The following is a 19,752-nucleotide window of genomic DNA, read 5'->3' as shown; positions in this document are numbered from 1 at the left end:
CGAGGGCCGTCCTGACTCCATAGGTAAATCATCGACATATGGCGAAGCTCCACCTATGCTCGGCCCCATGACGGAACGTCAACTCCAGGAACCCACCCGACTGGTGCTCACCGCTCTGGCCGACGCCCCGCGGCACGGCTACGCGATCATCCAGGAGGTGCTGGCCATCTCGGCCGGCCGCACCCGGCTCAGCACCGGGACCCTGTACACCGCGCTCGACCGCCTACTGCACCAGCACCTGATCGAGGTGGAGAGCGAGGAAGTGGTCGGCGGGCGACTGCGCCGGACCTTCGCCCTCACCCGGCAGGGGCAGGACGTGCTGGCCGAGGAGACCGGCCGGCTGCGCGCGGCCGTCACCGAGGCCGAACGGCGGCTCGCCGTCCGGCTGCGCCCGAACGGAGCCGGCGCATGAGCGGCAGCCACCCGGACGGGCCGACCGCCCGCGCCGGAAGCCGTACGGCCCCGCAGGCCGGACGCCTGCTGATGGGGCTCTACCCCGCCGCCTACCGGGCCGCCCACGGCGAGGACATCGCGGCCGTGTTCGCCGAGACCACCGAGGGGATGACCCGCCGTCAGATCCTGCGGGAGCGGACGGACCTGGCCAGGCACGCGCTCCGGCTGCGGCTGCGGATCAGTGCCGACGACCCGACCGGCCGGGTGCTGGCCGGTGCCGCCCCCGTCACCCTCGCCGTCTCGGCCGGCCTGGCCCTGTACCTGGTCATGCCCCGGATCCCCGAGCTGGTCCTCCGGCTCCGCCAGCCGTACCCGAGCCACGACCTCGGCGCCGACCTCCTCGCTGTGGCCCTGTTCACGGCGGTCGCCGCACCGTGGCTGGTGGCCCTGGGAGCGGCCGTCATGGGCCGGTGGCGGGTGGCCCGGAAGGCCGGCCTGCTGGGCGCGCTGGTGCACGGCACGATGCTGCTGACGCTCTTCGGCCCGCCCCGGGCATCCACGGTCGGCGAGGCCGCCGGGCCGGCCCTCACGGCCCTGGTGCTGCTGCTGGCTCCGGCCGGCCAGGTCGACTCGGGCCGCCGCGGCAGGTGGGAGACGGCCGGCCTCGCGCTGGCCGTCGCACTGCCGCTGACGGCGGCGGACCGGTTCGGGGTGCTGCTGACCGGTGGCCCGATCGGCCTGCGGCAGCCGACCCTGCAGTGCGCGGCGGCGGCGGTCCTGCTGGCACTCCACCTGTCCGCCCGTCGGCCGGACCTGCTGCGGGCGGCCGGGATCGCGCTCGGGGTGCTGCCCTGGCTGCTGTTCGTGCCGACCGCACTGCTGTTCGGCCGCTCAGAGCTGGGGCACCTGCTCCGAATCCTGGAGACCGCGCTCGCACCGTTCGGCCTCGCCCTGACGATCGGCCTGGTGGCCCAATTCGCCCGGCGGGCCCGGCGGACGACCGAAACGTCCGGCCCGGGCGGCCTGGCCTGAGGAGCCGTCGGCTCCACTCACCGGCGGGCACGGTCCGGCACCGTACGGCCGAGCATGCCGGCGGTGGTCGACGGACCGGTCGGTGGCGGCCCCGGCCGCTCCACCCGGCTCGACCCGTGGCCGCCGGCCCGGCCCGCCCGCGGCCCCCGGGCGCTCCCGGGCCCCACCGCGGTCCCCCCCTCCCCCCCCCCGGCCAGCAGGCCCCGGCGCGCCGGGGGGGGCGGGGGGCCCCCCCGGGGGCCCCCCCCCCCCCCCCGGGGGCGGGGCCCCCCGGGGGGGGGGGGGGGGGGGGGCCCCCCCCGCGGGGGGGGGCGCCCCCACCGCCGGCCTCGTCAGAGGTCGAGCAGGGTCCGCTCCGCCCGGCGACCGGCCCGGAGCGGGCGGACGGCGAGGCGGAGCAGGGGGAGCGGGTTGTCGTCGCCGGCGATCCGGTTGGCGCTCAACTCGCCGCAGGAGAGGCACTGATGGATGATCAGCCACTCCCCGTCCGCCCGGACGGACAGGCCCAGCGCCTCCATCCGGCCCCGGCAGTCGGCCGCCCGGTCACCCGGGACCCGGCGGTCCACGTGGAGACTGGCCAGGCAGTTGGGGCAGTGGTTGCGGTGGGCGGTACCGGGGGCGGCCAGCGGGACGTCCAGGCGGCAGGAGACGCACCGGAAGTCGTTCGCCCGGTGGCCGCTACCGAGGCCGTGCAGCACGTCCTTGTGGCGCTGGGGGCGCTGCGGGCGCCGGTTCGCGTTGCCGTGTCGTGGCATGCCGACCTCCTCAGAGCGCGCCGAACGCTTCCAGCGGGAACGGAGGTTGGGCCAGTGGCCGGACCGCCGTGCGCATCAGGATGAGCTGGTTGTCGTCCGGGCAGACCGGGTTCGAGGTCAGCTCGTCGCAGCGGACGCAACGGTGGACGACCATCCAGTCGCCGGTGCGCAGCACCGCGATGGCGATCGGTGTCATCCGGCCGTGGCAGTCGCTCGGGCCGCCCTCCGCCTGGTCGTGGACGTGCCGGGACTGCAGGCAGGACGGGCAGTGGTTGCGCCGCGTGCCGTCGGCGGTGAAGGTGGTGACGGTCAGCCCGCACCAGGCGCAGCCGAAGGTGGCCGTCTTCATGGTGCCGGAGACGGTGATGGGCGAAGTGGTGCAGTGGGAGTGGGAGTTGGACACCCGGGGTGCTCCTTGCCGATGAGTCGGTGATGACAGCAAGAGCAGGCCGAGCGGCCTCGACAGGGGTACCCCGTCCGGTGCTCGCCGGTCCTCAGGACGGCGACGGGGAGCGGGAGTTACGCGTTACCGCGAGGCGCACTCGGCGCGGTCCGGGTCATACACTTCCCCACTTTCCGGCCACGGTGGCCACTGGACGTCTCCGACGGAGCGGCCACGCTAACAAGACCCCCGCGCCGGGCACCAGCGATTTCCGGTCGCCCGGGACGCCGCAGGTCGGATACGGTGCGCAGCCGGACCGGGCGCGAGCCCGGCGGACGCGGAGAGGGACGAACCGATGACCGGGGTAGTCGCAGTGACCGGACTTGCGGAGCACGTCGTGACGGCCGCCATGGCCCGCGTCCTGCCCCGCGGAGCCGAGGCGCGCGACCCGCTGGTCCGGCCCTCCGAGCACGCCGACTTCCAGTCGAACGCCGCCCTGGCGCTGGCCGGTGAACTCCACCGGGCACCGCGGGAGTTGGGTGCGGAGCTGCTGGCCGCCCTGGACGGCGGCACGTTCACCGCCGAGCTGTCCGGGCCGGGCTTCCTGAACCTGACGGTGGCCGACGCCGCGCTCTGGGGCCAGCTGGCCGAGCGGCTGGCGGACGACCGGCTCGGCGTCGGCCTGCCACTGGCCGGCAGCCGGACGGTGATCGACTACTCCGGGCCGAACATCGCCAAGGAGATGCACGTCGGCCACCTGCGGACCACGGTGATCGGCGATGCGCTGGCCCGGGTGCGGGGCTTCCTGGGCGGCGAGGTGATCCGGCAGAACCATCTCGGCGACTGGGGCACCCAGTTCGGCATGCTGATCCAGTACCTGGACGAGCATCCGGAGGCGGCGGCGACCTGGCAGGGCGGCTCGGTACGGGGCAGCTCGACACCGGGCGGCCCCGTACCGGACGACCTGGCACCGGACGACCCGGCAGCGGACGACCCGGGGCGGCAGGTGTCGGCGCTGGACGCCCTCTACCGGGCCGCGCGGCAGGAGTTCGACGGCGACCGGGAGTTCGCCGAGCGGGCCCGGCTGCGGGTGGTCGCACTGCAGTCCGGCGACCCGGCGACCCTCGCGGTGTGGCGGGAGCTGGTCGCGGTGTCGTCCCGGGCGTTCCAGCAGCTCTACGACCGGCTCGGCGTGCTGCTCACCCCGGCGGACTCGGTCGGCGAGTCCGCGTACAACGACCAACTGGCCGATGTGGTCGGTGATTTGGTCGAAGCCGGGATCGCGGTGGAGAGCGATGGAGCACTCTGCGTCTTCTTCGACGGCCTGACCGGCCCGGACGGCCTGCCGCTCCCGCTCATCGTCCGGAAGCAGGACGGCGGCTACGGCTACGCCGCCACCGACCTGGCCACCCTCCGGCACCGGGTGCGGCAGCTACGGGCCGACCGGATCCTCTACGTGGTGGACGCCCGGCAGGCCCTGCACTTCCGGATGGTCTTCGAGACCGCCCGGCGGGCCGGCTGGCTGACCGATGGGGCCGAGGCGGTGCACGTCCCGTTCGGCACCGTGATGGGCCCGGGCGGGAAGCCGTTCAAGACCCGGGAGGGCGGCACCGTCCGGCTCGCCGGACTGCTGGACGCGGCGGTGGAGAGCGCCCGGCAGGCGGTGGCCGACAAGGTGCACGGGCTGTCGGCGGCCGAACTGGAGCAGGTGGTCCGGGCGGCCGGGATCGGCGCGGTGAAGTACGCCGACCTGTCGACCTCACGGGCCAAGGACTACGTCTTCGACGTCGACCGGATGGTCTCGCTCCAGGGCAACACCGGCGTCTACCTCCAGTACGCCCACGCCCGGGTCCGGGCCATCCTCCGGAAGGCCCCGGCCGACCGGCCGGAGACCGGTGTGGACACCTCACTCCCGTTGCACCCGGCCGAACGGGCGCTGATCCTGCGGCTCGACGGATTCGAGGCGGTGCTGCGCGAGGTGGCGGCCGAGTCGGAGCCGCACCGGCTCTGCGGCTATCTCTTCGCCCTCGCCAAGACCCTCACCGACTTCTACCGCCACTGCCCCGTCCTCCAGGCCTCCACCCCGGAGCTCCGGGCCAACCGGCTGGCCCTCTGCCGGCTGACCGCCGCGACCCTGGCCCGGGGCCTCGACCTGCTGGGCCTCCGGGCACCGGACCGGATGTAGCCGCATCCTCAGAGCGCTCCCGAGCTCTCAGAGCGCGTGCCGGGCCAGGAAGCCGGTGACCAACTCCTGCCATTCGTGCGGCCGTTCGGCCATCAGCAGGTGGCCGGTCGCCAGCTCCGCGTACTCCGCGCCGGGGATGGCGGCGGCCAGGGCGCGGGAGTTGGCCGGATCGACCAGCAGGTCGCGGGTGGCGTTGACCACCAGCACCGGGACGGCGAGGGCGGCCAGGTCGGCGGTGGTGTCGGCCTCCGCCACCAGTCGGGCCTGCGCGGCGGTGCCGGGCGGGACGGCAGCGGCGATCTGCTCGACCAGCGCCGGGAAGCCCTCCTCGGGAAGCGAGTTGACGAGATCGGCACCGAAGCCGAGGACGAGGGCGATCCGGGCGAACGCCTCCCGGTCGCCGCGCGCCAGGGCGTCCTGCCAGACCCGCATGCCCAGGCGCAGGCGGTTGTCGGCGCGGGCGAAGCCGGCCGCCAGCACCAGCCCGCGCACCCGCTCGGGGTGCCGGGCCGCGGCCCGGACGGCCACGGCGGTACCGAGCGAGTAGCCGATCACGGTGAAGGCCTCCACCCCGGCGTCGACGGCACTCGCCACCACCGCGTCGGCCAGCCGGTCCAGGTCGAGCGGCCGGTCGTCCCCGGGGTAGGAGGGGCCCACCACGGTGTGACGGGTGCTCAGCTCCGCCGCGAGCGGGCCGAAGTTCTCGGCCACGCCGCCGCCCGCACCGTGTGCGAGCAGAACACCGGGGCCGGTGCCCGTGACGACGGTGGACAGGACGTACGGGGCGGAGTGAACGGCGGAGGGGGCAGTGTGCGTGGACGGGACAGCGGGCGCGGAGTGGGCCTGGGCGGCCGGAATAGCGGTCATGGCGGCCACGCTAGGTACTCACACCAGTGTGAAGGTCAACCCGAAGGGCGCGGCATGCGGATCGGTGAACTGTCCCGGCGGACCGGAGTCCCGTCCCGGCTGCTCCGCTACTACGAGGAGCAGGGCCTGCTGCACCCCACCCGGGACCCGAACGGCTACCGCGCCTACGCCCCCGAAGACGTGCCCACCGTCCGCCGCATCCGCGACCTCCTCGCCGCCGGCCTGCCCACCGAGGCGATCGGGCGGCTCCTCCCCTGCGCCCACGACGAGGCTCCGGGCGTCACCCCCTGCACCCGGTCGCTGAACGTCCTGGACGACCGCCTCGACAGCCTGGCCGAACAGATCACCCGGCTCCGGCACCAGCACGAGCTGCTGACCGCCCAGCGCACCGCGACCGCCGACCGGGCCGGCTGAACCCACGCCCACGCCCCCGGCCACCTCGGCCACCCCGGCCACCCGTGTCCGGATCTGACAGGGAATCGTCATTGCCGCCATCCGGGAGCGGGGCCAGGATGGAGCCATGTCCACTCCGCACCGCGTCGTGATCGCGGTCTTCCCCGACGTCGACCTGCTCGACGTGACCGGTCCGGCCGAGGTGTTCGCGCTGGCCAACCGGGAGACCGGGGGGCGGGCCGGGTACCGGGTCGAGCTGGCCGGGCCGGAGCCCGGGGAGGTGCGGACCTCCGCGGGGGTGAGGTTGGCCACCGACCTGGCGTTCGCCGAGGTCACGGGGCGGGTGGACACGCTGCTGGTGCCGGGGGCGGTCGAGGTGACCGCCGACGGGCCGGTGGCGGCGAACGATCCCCGGGTGGTGGCCTGGGTGCGGGAGACCGCGCCCCGGGCCGGCCGGGTGGCCTCGGTCTGCGTCGGCGCGCACGTGCTGGCCGCGGCCGGGCTGCTGGACGGGCTGACCGCGACCACCCACTGGTCGACCGCTGCCCAACTGGCCGCCGAGCACCCGGAGGTGACGGTCGATCCGGACCCGATCTTCGTCCGGACCGACCGGGGCCGGATCTGGACCGGCGCCGGGATCAGCGCCTGCCTGGACCTCACGCTGGCGCTGGTCGCCGAGGACCAGGGCGAGGAGGTCGCCCTGGCGGTGGCCCGGCAGCTGGTGATGTACCTCAAGCGGCAGGGCGGCCAGAGCCAGTTCTCGGTGCCGCTGTCCCGGCCGGCCTCGGCCCGACGGGACCTCGACGAGCTGCGGCTGTGGATCGCCGACCACCTGGACGAGGACCTGTCGGCCGCCGCACTGGCCGGCCGGATGTGCCTGAGCGAGCGTCACTTCGCCCGGGTCTTCAAGCAGGAGACCGGCACCAGCCCGGCCGACTACGTGCAGGCCGCCCGGGTGGAGGCTGCCCGCCGCCTGCTGGAGAGCACCGACGAGCCCTTGGAACGGCTCGCCTCGGCGGCCGGCTTCGGCTCGGCCGAGAGTCTGCACCGCGCCTTCCGTCGCCAGCTGGCCACCACACCGGCGGCCTACCGCCGCCGCTTCCGCACCGACTGACCCCCACCACGCGCCTACCGCGACCACCACGCACCACCGGGCGAGGACCGCCGCGCCCTGCCATGCCCTTTTTCTCACGGAAAGTCAGGAATCCACCATGTCCGCAAGCACCGCAACCCCCTCCACCACCCTCCGCGACGTCATCGGTCTGGACGGCGCAGCGCCCCGGCTGAGCGAGTCCGTCCTGGTCCTGATCGACTTCCAGAACACCTACCGCTCCGGCGTGATGGCGCTGGACGGCGCCGAACCGGCCCTCGCCGCCGGCGCCCGGCTGCTGGCCCGGGCCCGCGAGCTGGGCACCCCGGTGGTCCACGTCGTCAACGACGGCGGCGAGGGCACCCCGTACGACATCCGGGCCGAGATCGGCGCGATCAGCCCCGAGGTCGCTCCGGCGGCGGGCGAGCCGGTCGTGGTCAAGCAGCTGCCGAACGCCTTCCACGGCACCGAACTGGAGCGCGTGCTGCGCGAGTTGGGGGCCACCCCGGAGGACGGCAAGGCCCTGGTGCTGGCCGGCTTCATGACCCACATGTGCGTGAACTTCACCGCCCAGGGCGCCTTCAACCTCGGCTACCGGCCGACCGTGGTGGCCGAGGCCACCGCGACCCGCGCGCTGCCGGGACCGGACGGCTCCGTGGTGCCGGCCGGGACGCTGCAGGCCGCAGCGCTGACCACCGTCGCCGACCTGTTCGGCACCGTGGTCCCGACCGTCGAGGCGCTCCCCGCCTGACGGACCACCAGGACCATCAGGACCGCCAGGAGCACCAGTCCGGCCAAGGCGACGGGCCCGGCCGGGCCACCCGGATCTACCGTGCGGCCGTGGCAGCCGCGCGGTAGACCGGGTCCTCGGCCAGGTCGGCCAGCAGGGCGTCCAGCTTGGCCCGGTCCACCGAGGGCATCAGGAAGACGTGCACGTAGTCCCGCCGGGAGGCCGGATCGCCGGGCACGGTGAGCAGGCTCTCGGAGGAGAGCGACCACTTGGCCACCAGCTCCGGCCCGGGCCGACGGAACCGCACCGTCACCGCGCCGGGCGTGCGCGCCGTCCACAGCTCGGCCCCGGTCTCCCGTTCCAACTCGCCGAGCCGGCGCTCCAGGTAGGCCGCCAGTTGCTGCGACTCCCGGATCCGGTCCACCTGGTCCTGGTAGGAGTGCCGGGAGAGGTGGTCCCAGAGCACCAGCGGGGAGAAGCCGTTGCGCGAGCCGGCGAAGGTGGAGTCGGGTGCGCCGATGTACTCGGGCCGGGTGGGCGGCTCCAACTGGTACTTGGTCCGGGTCATGAAGACCCCGCAGGGCCAGGGCACCCCGGCCCACTTGTGGCCGCTCATCGCGATCGAGGAGACGAAGTCCAGCTCGCCGTGCGCGGCGGTCGGCAGCCGCAGCCCGAAGTCGAACTCGGGCAGGTCGTGCTCCGGCCGCCAGCCGTACGTCTGCGGGTCGGCCGCCGCCATCCGCAGGAAGGGGGCGTACCCGCCGCCGAGCGCACCGTCCACGTGGATCCAGAAGCCCCGGCGGACGGTCCCGTCCGCGAGCCGGCGCTCCATCAGCCCGTGCCGCTCGAAGACCGGCAGCAGCAGCTCACCGGCGGCGCGCACGTCGTCGTGCGCGCCCTTGAAGGTGCTGCCCAGGTTGAAGTTGACGAAGACCGGATGGCCCTTGGCCGCGAAGAACTCCACCAGCAGGGCGAGTCGCTCCGGGTCCATCGCCCCCGGCCCGTCCCAGGAGTGGCCGGAGGGCCCGGCCAGCGAGGGCACCTCGGTCGGCCAGGCACCGCCGAGCGGGCACTCGTCCGGGTAGAGCTCGGAGCCGACGGCGTGGAAGGTCGCGACGCCGAGCACCCGGACGGCCTTGGCGAAGGAGTAGTGGGTGTCCTCGGAGTAGAACGCCACCGGGGCGGGCGAGCCCGGCACCGTCAGGTAGTCGCGGGCGTTCCAGAGCGCGTACATGTTGCCCTCGGTGGAGCCCATCGAGAGCATGTAGCCCCAGTACGAGTCCGGGTCGGCCGGGTCGTACGGGCGGCCCGCGTGCCAGAGCCCGGCGTAGTAGTCGAGCACCGCACGCTCGACCACCTTGGTGTTGGGCTTGTAGCCGCCGCTCTGGAACGGGTCCCCGAGGTTGTTGATGTTGCTCATCATGAAGCGGGCCAGGTCGAGCGCGCTGCCCGCCATCGACTGGGTCGCCTGGTAACCGACCAGGTGCTGCCGCTTGCGGGTCAGGTAGTCGTCCATCGAGTCCAGCGCGCGCAGCCGCTCCGCGTCGGGCAGCCCGGCGGCCGGGATCGCGAAGTCGGCGGCCTCGGGCTCGGGGTCCGGGCCGGTCGCGGGGTCGGAGTGCCGGGCGACGGCGGGGCTGCTCATACGGCCAGGATGGAGTTTTCCGATGATCCACCGAAAGTGATCCGAACGATATTCGGAATCCGGTCGTGGGAGCTTGCGGATCAGCGGCCGGGCCCCCGACCCTGGGGGGCGTGCCGAATTATCGTCAGCCCGCCCGGGGCCCCGTGGACGCGGTCGACCAGGCGATCCTGCGGGTCCTGGTGGAGAACGCCCGCACCCCGAACAACGCGCTCGCCGAGGCCGTCGGGATCGCACCCTCGACCTGCCTGGCCCGGGTCCGCTCGCTCCGCGAGCGCGGCATCATCAAGGGCTTCCGGACCGAGGTGGACCCGGCCGCGATCGGGCTGCCGCTCCAAGCGATGATCTCCGTCCGGCTGCGCGCGCACACCCGCGAGCAGAACGAGAGCTTCCGCAACGCCGCCCCCGGCCTCCCCGGCGTACTGGCCGTCTTCCACATGGCCGGCTCCGACGACTACCTGCTGCACGTCGGCGTGGCCGGCCCCGAGGGGTTGCGCGACTTCGTGGTCGACCACCTGACCACCCATCCGGCGGTGGCCCAGACCCGTACCAACCTGATCTTCGAACAGATACCCGGCCGCCACTACCTCACCCCGGAGGACTGACCGACCGTCAGCCCTCCGGACCGCCCCCGCGACGGGCGCCGGCGCGGCTCGGACCGCAGGGCGTCGGCGTCCTCCGGCCGGGCCCCGAGGAGTAGTCCCGGTTTCGCGGGGTCCTCCGTGACCGTATGGTCCGATTGGTGACGGTTCGTCCGGTGGAGAGGGAGAGCGATGGCGCTGCACGAGGTACGGGAGCCCGGCACGTACGACGGGGCCACGGACGTGTTCGCCTCGCCGCTGAGCGAGGCCGTGCTGCCCAAGCACCACCTGCCCGCCGAGCACTCCCGGCCCGAGGTGGTCTACGCCCTGCTCCACAACGAACTGCTGCTGGACGGCAACGCGGCCCAGAACCTGGCCACCTTCTGCACCACCTGGACCGATGACGAGGTCCGGCGGCTGATGGTCGAGTGCCTCGACAAGAACCTGATCGACAAGGACGAGTACCCGCAGACGGCGGAGATCGAGGCCCGCTGCGTCAACATCCTGGCCGACCTCTGGCACGCCCCGGCCGACGGCACCGGATCCGGCACCGGATCCGGATCCGGCACCGGCACCGCCGTCGGCTGCTCCACCACCGGCTCCAGCGAGGCCGCGATGCTCGGCGGGCTGGCCCTCAAGTGGCGCTGGCGGGAGCGCCGCCGCCGGGAGGGCAAGCCCACCGACCGGCCGAACCTGGTGGCCGGGCCGGTGCAGGTGTGCTGGGAGAAGTTCGCCCGGTACTTCGACGTGGAGCTGCGCCAGGCGCCGCTGGAGCCCGGTGCCACCGGCCTGCGGCCCCACCAGCTCCGCGAGTACGTCGACGAGAACACCATCGGCGTGGTGGCCATCATGGGCGTCACCTACACCTGCGACTACGAACCGGTGGCCGAGCTCGCCGCCGAGCTGGACCGCATCCAGGCCGAGACCGGCCTCGACGTGCCGGTGCACGTGGACGCGGCCAGCGGCGGCTTCGTGGCCCCGTTCCTCCATCCCGACCTGGTCTGGGACTTCCGACTGCCCCGGGTCGCCTCGATCAACGCCTCCGGCCACAAGTACGGCCTGGCCCCGCTGGGCGTCGGCTGGGCCGTCTGGCGCACCGCCGAACTCCTGCCGGAGGAGCTGGTCTTCCGGGTCTCCTACCTCGGCGGCGACATGCCGACCTTCGCGCTCAACTTCTCCCGCCCGGGCGGCGCGGTGGTCGCGCAGTACTACGCCTTCCTGCGACTCGGCCGGGGCGGCTACCGCCGGGTGCAGCAGGCGTGCGCCGACACCGCTCGCCAACTGGCCGGGGAGATCTCGGAGTTGGGCCCCTTTACGCTGCTCTACGACGGCACCGGTGCACTGCCCGCCGTCTCCTACACCCTCACCGACCCGGCCACGGCCGGCTTCAGCCTCTACGACCTCTCCGACCGGCTACGGATGCGCGGCTGGCAGGTGCCCTCCTACCCGCTGCCGGCCGACCGGCAGGAGACGGTGATCCAGCGGGTGCTGGTCCGGCACGGCGTCGGCCGTGACGAGATCGCCCTGCTCGCCCGGGACATCCGCGACGCCGTGGCCCACCTCACCCAGGGCGGCCCGGCCGACGCGGACCGGAGCGGCTTCCGGCACTGACGCGCGCCCGGCCGCGTTCGGCACCGCCGCTGGCGCTACGGCGGGCGCGGGCACGGCTACGGCTACGGCTACGGCTACGGCTACGGCTACGGCTACAGGTCAGCGCAGCAGGTCCGACCAGCGCAGCCGCAGGCGCGGCCAGCGGCGCTTGACGGCCTCGGCGCGCCGCTGCCGGCCCGACCACGGCGCGGTCGGCAGCCCCGCGCCGGCGATCACCGCACGCAGGTGAGCCTCCATCAGCACCCGGTCGAAGGTGACGTACCCGGGCCGCTCCGGGTGCGGCAGGCAGCCCTCCCGGAGCACGGCCGGCACCTCCGCCGAGCCCAGCACGGCGGCGTGCTCGGCCCGGTAGCGCAGCCGGGCACCGGAGCCGTCCACCGTCAGGTCGCTGCCACGCGTGTCCTGGTACCAGCGGCCGTGGACCGGGGCGAGGAAGAGCAGCACCTCGTCACCGGGCTCCGGAGCGTGCTGCGCCCAGGCGGTCGACCGGTGGACGAACTCGAAGTCCTCCCCCGGGCGCAGCCAGAACTCCCGTGCGGAGTAGACCTCCTGGACCACTGCCCGGAGGTGCTGCGGCCGCGGCCGCCCGGTGACCAGGACCCGCACCAGATCGTGCCGAGAGGTCGGCTCCACCAGGAAGGCCACCCCGGTCAAGCGCCCTTGGCCCGCCCGCGCAGCGCCTCCTGGCAGGACACGTAACGGAGCATCAGCCGAGCCAGCTCGACCCGGTCCCGCTCACTCCAGTCGGCGGTGATCTGGTCGTAGGCGGCGCGCTGGTGACGGCGGAAGCGGGCCATCAACTCCCGTCCCTGATCGGTGAGGTGCAGCACGCTGCGGCGGCCGTCCTGCTGCGAGGCACCCCGCTCCAGATGGCCCGCGCCGATCGAGTCGGAGACCATCCGGCTGGCCACCGACGGGTCCACTCCGAGGTGCTCGGCCACCGCCCCGACGGTGACCTCGCGGCCGTCGTCCTGCTCGGCCTCCAGCACGATGTTGAGCACCAGCGTGCGGGACAGGTCCTTGGGGGAGATCGGCTCGGCGACCTCCAGCAGGGAGGAGCGCCGCAGCTTGCCGAAGGCCGGGCCGACCGCGTCGAGCAGCGCTTCGGCCTCGTCCGCCTGGTGCTTGGTCATGGCGCCATCGTAAACCGGATGCCCTCGTGAAGGAATGTGTTGACCCACAGATACATGCATGCAAGCATGCATATGTCTTCAGCGAGCAATCACCAGGGAGCCCTCATGTCCACCGTCCTCGTCACCGGCGCCCGCGGCAGGGTCGCCCGCGCCGTCACCGCCCGCCTGGCCGCCACCGGCCACGTCGTACGCGCCGCCGGCTCCGTGCCTACCGAGATCACGGCCCCCGCCGGCGTCGAGACCGCCGAGCTCGCACTGGACCGGCCGGAGACCTTCGAGGCCGCGCTGCGCGGCGTGCGGCAGGTCTTCCTCTACCCCGAGCCGGCCGGCATCACGGCGTTCATCCGGGCCGCCGAGTCGGCCGGGGTGGAGCACGCCGTGCTGCTCTCCTCATCGACCGTCACCGGCCCAGACGCCGCCGCCGACCCGCTGGCCGGGCACAGCCTGCGGGTCGAGCAGGCCCTGACGGCCGCCGGGGTCCCCAGCACCTTCCTGCGTCCGGACGCCTTCGCCAGCAATGCCCTCGGCTGGGCACCCCTGGCCGGCCGCGCCCTCGCCGTACCGCTCGCCTACCCGGACGCGGAGACGGCCCCGATCCACCCGGAGGACCTCGCCGACCTCGCCCTCGACGCCCTCACCGGCGGCCCGCTGGCCGGCCGCTCCGTCACCCTGACCGGCCCCGAATCGCTCAGCTTCCGCACCCAGCTCGCCGTACTGGCCGAGGCCGGCGGCCACCCCATCGAGATCGAGCGCGTCAGCCGCGCCGAGGCCGAGGCGCAGATGTCCCGGTACCGGCCGCACACCATGGTCTCGGCCCTCCTGGACCTCTGGGCCGCCGCCGACGGCCGGCCGGCCACCGTCCACGACACCACCGCGACCCTGCTCGGCCGCCCCGCCCGCACCTTCCACCAGTGGGCCCGGGAGAACGCCGCCGCCTTCGCGCCGCACTGACACACCGACACCTGCACGCACCGACGCACCGACGCAGCCGGCCCCGACCGACACACCCCGACACACCCCGTACGGACCGACCTCCGCATCGACCGCTCGAAGGAGCCCCCCGTGAAGCCGATCGGCTACTGGCTCAACCGCACCGACCGGGCGCTCACCCTCCGGATGGACGAACTGCTGGCCGACCACGACCTGACCCGCCTCGGCTGGCAGCTGCTCGGCTCCGCCCGCGAGTCCACCACCGACCGGGCCGTGCACGCCGAACTGGCGGCCAACGCCACCCCGAGCGAGCTCACCGAGACCATCGAACTCCTGCTCCGCACAGGCTGGTTGACCCGGCCGGCCGCAGGGCACCTCGCCCTCACCGATACGGGGAGCCGCTGCCTGGCCGAGGCGGGCACCCGGGTGGCGGCGTTCCGGGCCACCGCCACGGCGGGCGTCTCCGACCAGGACTACCGCACCACGGTACGGGTGCTGGAGCGGATCGTCGGCAACCTGAGCCGAGCGGGACACCAGGAGGACGGGGGCGGCGTCAGCCCTCGGCGGCAGCAGCATCCAGAGCGGTCGTGACCTTGGCCAACTGGGCGTGCAGCGTGGCGAGTTCGGCCACCGGAAGGCCGGTGGCCGCGAGAATCCGGCGCGGCACCTCGACCGCCTTCGCCCGCAGCACCGCACCGGCCTCGGTCAGGCTGACGGTGACCGAGCGCTCGTCCTCGGGGCTGCGCTCACGGCGGATCAGCCCGGCCGCCTCCAGCCGCTTGAGCAGCGGGGAGAGGGTGCCGGAGTCGAGCCGCAGGTGCTCGCCGATCCGCTTCACCGGCAGCGCGCCCTGCTCCCAGAGCACCAGCATCACCAGGTACTGGGGGTAGGTGATCCCGAGGTCCTTGAGGATCACCCGGTAGACGCCGTTGAAGGCACGCGAGGCCGCGTGCAGGGAGAAGCAGATCTGGCTGTCGAGACGGAGGAAGTCCTCCTCCGGGAGCTCGGCGGGCGGCGTGTTCATGGGTCCAGCGTAGCGCCACTCCGCGCGATTCAGTTGCGCACAATTTAATTGCGTGCTCTACTTGAACCCGTCAGGAGAACCGCCGGACCCCACCGGCAGGACAGACCGAAGGGACCTCGACATGAGCGCGCTCTACACCGCCGTGGCCACCGCGAACGGCCGGGAGGGCCGGGCCGTCAGCTCCGACGGCCGGCTGGACCTCGCCCTGGCCATGCCGCCGGCCCTCGGTGGCACCGGTGAGGGCACCAACCCCGAGCAGCTCTTCGCCGCCGGGTACGCCGCCTGCTTCGCCAGCGCCCTCGGCCTGGTCGGCCGTCAGGCCCGGGTCGACACCGGCGACATCTCGGTGACCGCCGAGGTCGGCATCGCCAAGGACGACTCCGGCTTCGGCCTCTCGGTGGTGCTGCGGGTCGAGCTGCCCGACACCCTCGACAACGAGACCGGCCACCAGCTGGTCAAGCAGGCCCACGAGGTCTGCCCCTACTCCAAGGCCACCCGGGGCAACATCCCGGTCGAGCTCGTCGTCGAGTGACCGGCCGTCACCCTGCCGGAAGGCCCGGACCGCCTCTGCGGTCCGGGCCTTCCGGCGTCCGCGCCCCCGGGCCCCGGCCCCGCAGCATGCTCAGGACTCCACCCGCAGCTCCTCCACAGCCCGGGAGAGGCTGGCTGCGGCGTGGCCGGCGTCCAGCTGACGGAGGAACAGCTCCTGGAGCGGGGCGAGCAGGGCGGTCGGGACGCCCTGCCGCTCGGTGGCGGTGAGGATGTTCCCCAGGCCGGTCGCGTTGATCGCGAGGTTGGAGGTCTCGGTGGTGTAGTCCCGGGCGTCCATCTCGGCCGCGAAGTGCGGCAGGGCCGGCAGCAGCGCGGTCAGCCAGCGCACGAGCTGCCCGGTGACCTCGACCGCCGAGAGCCCGGCCGACCACCCCAGCGCCACCGCCTGGAAGTGCCCGGCGAACAGCCCGTACATCCCGCTCAGCAGGGCCACGTCCTGGAGCAGCGCCAGCCCCGGGTCGTCGCCCAGGTGCTTGGGTTCACCGAACAGGGCGAGCAGCTCGCGGTGCTCGTCGTACGCCTCGGGCGAGCCGCTGTAGAAGACGAACGCCTCCGGGGTCCCGATGGTCTGCGGCACCGCCATCACCGCGCCGTCCAGGTAGCGGACACCGTACCGCTCGGCCCAGGCGGCCATGGTGCGGGCCTGATCGGGAGTGCCGCTGGTCACGTTGACCACGGTGCGACCGGCCAGCACCTCGCCCAGGGGTTCGAGGACACCGTGCACGGTCGGGAAGTCCAGCAGCGAGACGACCACCAGCTCGGCGCCGGCAACCGCCGACGCCGGATCGGTGGCGTGCCGGGCACCCCGCTCGGCGAGCCCGGCGGCCTTCCCGGGCGAGCGGTTCCAGACGGTGGTGGAGTGGCCGGCGGTCAGCAGGGTGGCGGCCAGGGCCTGGCCGAGGTTGCCGAGGCCGAGCACGGTGACGTTGGTCATGGGAGGTCCTCCGGATCGATCGGGCGGCTGTTCCGTCCGCTGGGACCACCGTCGCGGCAGCCGCTTGCGGTCCGCTGTCGGCCTGCTGTCGGTCCGCTGTCGGTCCGTGTCGACCCAGCCGTCGCGGTGCTGCCGGTGCGTCAGCGCCCCCTGGGGCCCGACCACCTCGGGGTGCGGACCGGCGCCCCGCGCCCCGCCCCGGCTAGGGTGGCGATCATGAGATTCGGGGTGCTCGGGCCGCTCGCGGTGTGGACCGCGGACGGCGTGCCCGTCCACGTCCCCGAGGCCAAGGTCCGCACCCTGCTGGCCGTCCTGCTCACCGAGCCCGGCCGGCCGGTCCCGCCGCACGTCCTGGTCGCCCGGCTCTGGCCCGACGAGCTGCCCGTCCACCCGCTCAACGCCCTCCAGGGCAAGGTCTCCCACCTGCGCCGTGCCCTGGACCGGGCCGAACCCGGCGCCCGTGCCCTGCTGACCTCGGGCCCGGCCGGGTACCGACTCACCCCGGATCCGGCCGAGTTCGACGCCGCGCTGTTCACCGCCCGCGCCACCGAGGCCCGGGCCGCCGCCGACCCCGCCGAACGGGCCCGGCTGCTGACCGAAGCCCTCGGGCTCTGGCGCGGCCCGGCCTTCGCCGACCTCGCCGACCACCCGTCCGCCCTCGCGGCAGCCGCCGGTCTCACCGAGGCCCGGCTGACCGCCGAGGAGGAGCTGGCCGAGGCCCGGCTCGACCTCGGTGAGCACCACCAACTCCTGCCCGTGCTGGCCGAACTGACCGCCCGACATCCGCTCCGCCAGCGCCTGGCCGCCGCCCGGCTGCGCGCCCTGTACCGTTCCGGCCGCCAGGACGAGGCCCTGCACGCCTACGCCGAGCTGCGCCACTCCCTCGCCGAACAGCTCGGCCTGGACCCCGACCCGTCCCTCACCGCCCTCCACCAGCAGGTCCTCCGCCGTGATCCGGCCCTCCTCCCCCGTCCCCGCACCGCCCCGACGGTCGACCACCTGCCCGCCCCGATCACCGAACTCATCGGCCGCGACGCCTCGTTGGCCGAGATCGGCGCGCTGCTGACCACCGAACGCCTGGTCACCCTGACCGGCCCCGGCGGCATCGGCAAGACCCGGCTGGCCCTGGGCGCCGCCCGCGCAGCCGGCCCGGCGCACCGCGACGGCGTCCGCCTGGTCGAACTCGCCTCCCTTCCCCCGGCACCCGCCTCCACCGCCGACACCGTCGCCGAGGCCGTCCTCGCCGCCCTGCGGATCGAGGACGAGCGGACCACCACCGTCAGCTCCCCCGGCGCCCGCCTCCACGAGGCGCTGCGCGGACGCGAGCTGTTGCTCCTGCTGGACAACTGCGAGCACCTGACCGAGGCCGTCGCCGAGCTGCTCGGCCCACTGCTGGCCGCCACCCCCGGCCTGCGCACTCTGCTCACCAGCCAGGACCTGATCGACCTGGACGGCGAACTCCCCTACCCCGTACGGCCACTCGCCCTCCCGGCCGACGACGGCCTCGCCCAGGTCGGCGGTTCGGCCGCCGCCCGGCTCTTCCTGCGCCGCTCCGGTGCCGCCCTCGCCGAGGAGAACGCCCCCGCCGTCGCCGAGCTCTGCCGCCGCCTGGACGGCAATCCGCTGGCCCTCGAACTGGCCGCCGCCCGGGCCCGCACCCTCGGGGTGCACGGCCTGCTCGCCCGGCTGGACGACCGCCTCGGCCCGCACTCCACCCCACTGCCCGACCAACAGCCCGACCAGCGCCTCGACCTGCTCACCGGAAGCCGCCGGGGCGTACCGGACCGCCACCGAACGCTCCGCGCGGTGATCGACTGGAGCTGGAGCCTGCTCACCCCGCCCGAGCAGGCCGTCCTACGTCGCCTCGCGGTCACCGCCGACGGCTGCACCCCCCGCACCGCCACCGCCCTCTGCACCGGCCCCGACGTACCGCCCGAGGACGTCCCCGACCTGCTCGCCCGGCTGGTGGACCGCTCGCTGCTCACCCTCGCCGACCGGGCCGACGGCCCGCGGTACGGGCTGCCGGAGTCCGTCCGGGCCTACGCGCTGGAGCAACTGGCGGCCCACGGCGAACAGGCCGCCACCCTCGATCGCCACCTCCGGCACTTCACCGAACTCGCCCTGGCCACCGACCCGTTGCTACGCGGCCCGGAGCAGCTGCGCGGGCTCGCCGTCCTCGACACCGAGACCGGCAACCTCCGCCGCGCCCTCGCCCACGCCACCACCCCGGGGGCCGCCCACCCGCTGGTGCACGCCCTCGCCTGGTCCTGGGTGCTCCGCTGCCGCTACGCCGAGGCCCGCCGTGCGCTCACCGCCGCCCTCGCCCTCGGCGACCACCCCACCAGCGCCGTCTGGCTGGCCGGCTTCCGCCTCCTCGAAGGCGGCGCGGAGGCCGACGGCCCGCACCTGCGAGAGCTGCTCGCCCGTCACCCGGAGTCCCCCGATCTCCCCTTCCTCACCTGGTTCCTGGGCTGGGCCCAACTCGGCAGCGGAGACGCCGCCGAGAGCGAGCGGCTGATCGCCGCCGCTCTCGACACCGCCACCACCGGCACCGCCACCACCGACTCCGGCTCCGACCGCTGGACCACCGCCGCCGCCCTCAGCGTCCGGGCCCGGCACGCCCTCGGCCGGGGCGATCTCACCGGAGCCCGCGCCGACGGCGAGCGAAGCTCCCTGATCTTCCGTGAACTCGGTGACAGCTGGGGCGAGTTGCAGAGCGTCTTCCCGCTCGCCACGCTGGCCGAGATCGCCGGCGACTACCGCACCACCACCCGCCTGCACCGCACCGGCCTGGCCACCGCCGAGCGGCTCGGCCTGCGCACCGAGCAGGCCAAGCGCCTCACCAGCCTCGGCCGCACCGCCCTGCTCACCGGAGACCTGGCCGACGCCCACGCTCTGCACGAGCAGGCCCGCCGCCTCTTCGCCGAACAGGGCCACCGCGCAGGCGAGTTGAACGCCGAGGTGGGCCTCGCCCTGGGCGAGCGCCGCAGTGGCGACCTGCCCGCCGCCACCACCCGCCTGCACCACCTGCTCACCGCCTACGGCGGCCGTGCCGGCTACGCCCCCGTCACCACCCTCCTGCTCGCCGAACTCGGCTTCGCCGCCGAACAGTCCGGCGACCCGGACACCGCCCGCCGCCACCACCTCGACGGCCTCGCCATCGCCCGCACCCTCGGCGACCCGCGCGCCATCGCCCTGGCCCTGGAAGGCCTGGCCGGCACCGCCGCCGCCACCGGCGACCACCCCACCGCCGCCCGCCTGCTCGGCTGCGCCGCCGCCACCCGCGCCGGCGTCGGCGCCCCCCTCCCCCCGGCCGAACGCACCGACGTCGACCGCATCACCACCCCCACCCGCGCCGCCCTCGGCCCCACCCTCTTCACCACCCACCACACCGAGGGCACCCACCTCCCGCACACCGCCCTGGTGCCCTGACCGACCCCCACCGGGTGCGACGCCGCCGGAGCGGCAGCCGGGCGGGGCCGGTGGTGCCGCCTACGCTGGGCCGCAGCGACGGAGGA

The 19,752-nt window shown here is 74.4% G+C and carries 20 protein-coding genes; 12 read left to right on the top strand and 8 right to left on the bottom strand.

The annotated features are described in order from the left end of the window. Nucleotides 1–67 precede the first annotated feature (67 nt). Together ACIRBX_RS08080 and ACIRBX_RS08075 are read left to right on the top strand one after the other, a co-directional pair. Nucleotides 68–412 (top strand): PadR family transcriptional regulator, encoded by a 345-nt coding sequence (locus tag ACIRBX_RS08080; protein ID WP_402294525.1) that lies wholly within the window; start codon nucleotides 68–70, stop codon nucleotides 410–412. After that, nucleotides 409–1,425 carry a hypothetical protein gene (locus ACIRBX_RS08075; protein WP_402294523.1) on the top strand — a complete coding sequence of 339 codons (1,017 nt, stop codon included), beginning with the start codon at nucleotides 409–411 and terminating at the stop codon, nucleotides 1,423–1,425. Before ACIRBX_RS08080 ends, ACIRBX_RS08075 begins: the two co-directional genes overlap by 4 nt. A gap of 332 nt (nucleotides 1,426–1,757) precedes the next feature. On the opposite strand, the gene ACIRBX_RS08070 is transcribed toward ACIRBX_RS08075, so the two are convergent. Further along, nucleotides 1,758–2,180, bottom strand: a complete 423-nt coding sequence (locus tag ACIRBX_RS08070) for an RNHCP domain-containing protein (RefSeq protein ID WP_402294521.1) — start codon at nucleotides 2,178–2,180, stop codon at nucleotides 1,758–1,760. A 10-nt stretch (nucleotides 2,181–2,190) separates the two neighbouring features. Beyond that, on the bottom strand, nucleotides 2,191–2,529 hold the full coding sequence (locus ACIRBX_RS08065; protein WP_402295270.1) for an RNHCP domain-containing protein: 339 nt from the start codon (nucleotides 2,527–2,529) through the stop codon (nucleotides 2,191–2,193). 388 nt (nucleotides 2,530–2,917) lie between these two features. Here ACIRBX_RS08065 and argS point away from each other — a divergent pair, with 388 nt between their 5' ends. Beyond that, complete coding sequence (gene argS / locus ACIRBX_RS08060; protein ID WP_402294520.1) at nucleotides 2,918–4,747, top strand: arginine--tRNA ligase; 1,830 nt, start codon at nucleotides 2,918–2,920, stop codon at nucleotides 4,745–4,747. A 27-nt stretch (nucleotides 4,748–4,774) separates the two neighbouring features. Here argS and ACIRBX_RS08055 read toward each other — a convergent pair whose 3' ends face one another. Continuing rightward, nucleotides 4,775–5,614 carry an alpha/beta fold hydrolase gene (locus tag ACIRBX_RS08055; RefSeq protein WP_402294518.1) on the bottom strand — a complete coding sequence of 280 codons (840 nt, stop codon included), beginning with the start codon at nucleotides 5,612–5,614 and terminating at the stop codon, nucleotides 4,775–4,777. A gap of 54 nt (nucleotides 5,615–5,668) precedes the next feature. On the opposite strand from ACIRBX_RS08055, the gene ACIRBX_RS08050 reads away from it, so the two are divergent. The 3 genes from ACIRBX_RS08050 (at nucleotide 5,669) to ACIRBX_RS08040 (ending at nucleotide 7,848) form a co-directional block, all read left to right on the top strand. After that, entirely contained in the window at nucleotides 5,669–6,028 is a 360-nt protein-coding gene (locus ACIRBX_RS08050; protein WP_402294516.1) for a MerR family transcriptional regulator, read from the top strand. A gap of 106 nt (nucleotides 6,029–6,134) precedes the next feature. Next, entirely contained in the window at nucleotides 6,135–7,121 is a 987-nt protein-coding gene (locus ACIRBX_RS08045) for a GlxA family transcriptional regulator (protein ID WP_402294514.1), read from the top strand. Between the two features lie 97 nt (nucleotides 7,122–7,218). Further along, on the top strand, nucleotides 7,219–7,848 hold the full coding sequence (locus ACIRBX_RS08040) for an isochorismatase family protein (protein ID WP_402294512.1): 630 nt from the start codon (nucleotides 7,219–7,221) through the stop codon (nucleotides 7,846–7,848). 76 nt (nucleotides 7,849–7,924) lie between these two features. Here the strand turns inward: ACIRBX_RS08040 and ACIRBX_RS08035 are convergent, their stop codons facing one another. Continuing rightward, nucleotides 7,925–9,472, bottom strand: a complete 1,548-nt coding sequence (locus ACIRBX_RS08035; RefSeq protein WP_402294511.1) for a histidine decarboxylase — start codon at nucleotides 9,470–9,472, stop codon at nucleotides 7,925–7,927. A 110-nt stretch (nucleotides 9,473–9,582) separates the two neighbouring features. Between ACIRBX_RS08035 and ACIRBX_RS08030 the strand changes: the two genes are divergently transcribed. Beyond that, nucleotides 9,583–10,074 (top strand): Lrp/AsnC family transcriptional regulator, encoded by a 492-nt coding sequence (locus ACIRBX_RS08030; protein ID WP_402294510.1) that lies wholly within the window; start codon nucleotides 9,583–9,585, stop codon nucleotides 10,072–10,074. A 168-nt stretch (nucleotides 10,075–10,242) separates the two neighbouring features. Beyond that, nucleotides 10,243–11,661 (top strand): glutamate decarboxylase, encoded by a 1,419-nt coding sequence (locus ACIRBX_RS08025; RefSeq protein ID WP_402294508.1) that lies wholly within the window; start codon nucleotides 10,243–10,245, stop codon nucleotides 11,659–11,661. 99 nt (nucleotides 11,662–11,760) lie between these two features. Here the strand turns inward: ACIRBX_RS08025 and ACIRBX_RS08020 are convergent, their stop codons facing one another. Both ACIRBX_RS08020 and ACIRBX_RS08015 read right to left on the bottom strand, forming a co-directional pair. After that, nucleotides 11,761–12,294 (bottom strand): hypothetical protein, encoded by a 534-nt coding sequence (locus ACIRBX_RS08020; RefSeq protein ID WP_402294507.1) that lies wholly within the window; start codon nucleotides 12,292–12,294, stop codon nucleotides 11,761–11,763. A 17-nt stretch (nucleotides 12,295–12,311) separates the two neighbouring features. Further along, the gene (locus ACIRBX_RS08015; RefSeq protein WP_402294505.1) at nucleotides 12,312–12,794 is read right to left on the bottom strand and encodes a MarR family winged helix-turn-helix transcriptional regulator; all 483 of its coding nucleotides are present in this window, start codon (nucleotides 12,792–12,794) and stop codon (nucleotides 12,312–12,314) included. A 105-nt stretch (nucleotides 12,795–12,899) separates the two neighbouring features. Here ACIRBX_RS08015 and ACIRBX_RS08010 point away from each other — a divergent pair, with 105 nt between their 5' ends. Together ACIRBX_RS08010 and ACIRBX_RS08005 are read left to right on the top strand one after the other, a co-directional pair. After that, nucleotides 12,900–13,745, top strand: a complete 846-nt coding sequence (locus tag ACIRBX_RS08010) for an NAD(P)H-binding protein (RefSeq protein ID WP_402294504.1) — start codon at nucleotides 12,900–12,902, stop codon at nucleotides 13,743–13,745. A 111-nt stretch (nucleotides 13,746–13,856) separates the two neighbouring features. Further along, nucleotides 13,857–14,315, top strand: a complete 459-nt coding sequence (locus tag ACIRBX_RS08005; protein ID WP_402294502.1) for a MarR family winged helix-turn-helix transcriptional regulator — start codon at nucleotides 13,857–13,859, stop codon at nucleotides 14,313–14,315. On the opposite strand, the gene ACIRBX_RS08000 is transcribed toward ACIRBX_RS08005, so the two are convergent. Beyond that, on the bottom strand, nucleotides 14,278–14,748 hold the full coding sequence (locus ACIRBX_RS08000; RefSeq protein ID WP_402294500.1) for a MarR family winged helix-turn-helix transcriptional regulator: 471 nt from the start codon (nucleotides 14,746–14,748) through the stop codon (nucleotides 14,278–14,280). The two genes, ACIRBX_RS08005 and ACIRBX_RS08000, sit on opposite strands and share 38 nt — an antisense overlap. Nucleotides 14,749–14,869: 121 nt before the next feature. On the opposite strand from ACIRBX_RS08000, the gene ACIRBX_RS07995 reads away from it, so the two are divergent. Then, a complete protein-coding gene (locus ACIRBX_RS07995; RefSeq protein ID WP_402294498.1) occupies nucleotides 14,870–15,280 on the top strand; it encodes an organic hydroperoxide resistance protein in 411 nt (136 codons plus the stop codon). 90 nt (nucleotides 15,281–15,370) lie between these two features. On the opposite strand, the gene ACIRBX_RS07990 is transcribed toward ACIRBX_RS07995, so the two are convergent. Then, nucleotides 15,371–16,234, bottom strand: coding sequence for an NAD(P)-dependent oxidoreductase (locus tag ACIRBX_RS07990; protein ID WP_402294496.1), 864 nt, complete (start codon nucleotides 16,232–16,234; stop codon nucleotides 15,371–15,373). A gap of 216 nt (nucleotides 16,235–16,450) precedes the next feature. Here ACIRBX_RS07990 and ACIRBX_RS07985 point away from each other — a divergent pair, with 216 nt between their 5' ends. Next, nucleotides 16,451–19,666 carry a BTAD domain-containing putative transcriptional regulator gene (locus ACIRBX_RS07985; RefSeq protein ID WP_402294495.1) on the top strand — a complete coding sequence of 1,072 codons (3,216 nt, stop codon included), beginning with the start codon at nucleotides 16,451–16,453 and terminating at the stop codon, nucleotides 19,664–19,666. Nucleotides 19,667–19,752 lie beyond the last annotated feature (86 nt).

Origin of the sequence: Kitasatospora sp. NPDC096147 (assembly GCF_044763225.1) — a bacterium.
Lineage (GTDB): Bacteria > Actinomycetota > Actinomycetes > Streptomycetales > Streptomycetaceae > Kitasatospora.
The sequence above is the reverse complement of the archived record's forward strand: the minus strand, read 5'-3'. Positions and strand labels throughout refer to the sequence as shown.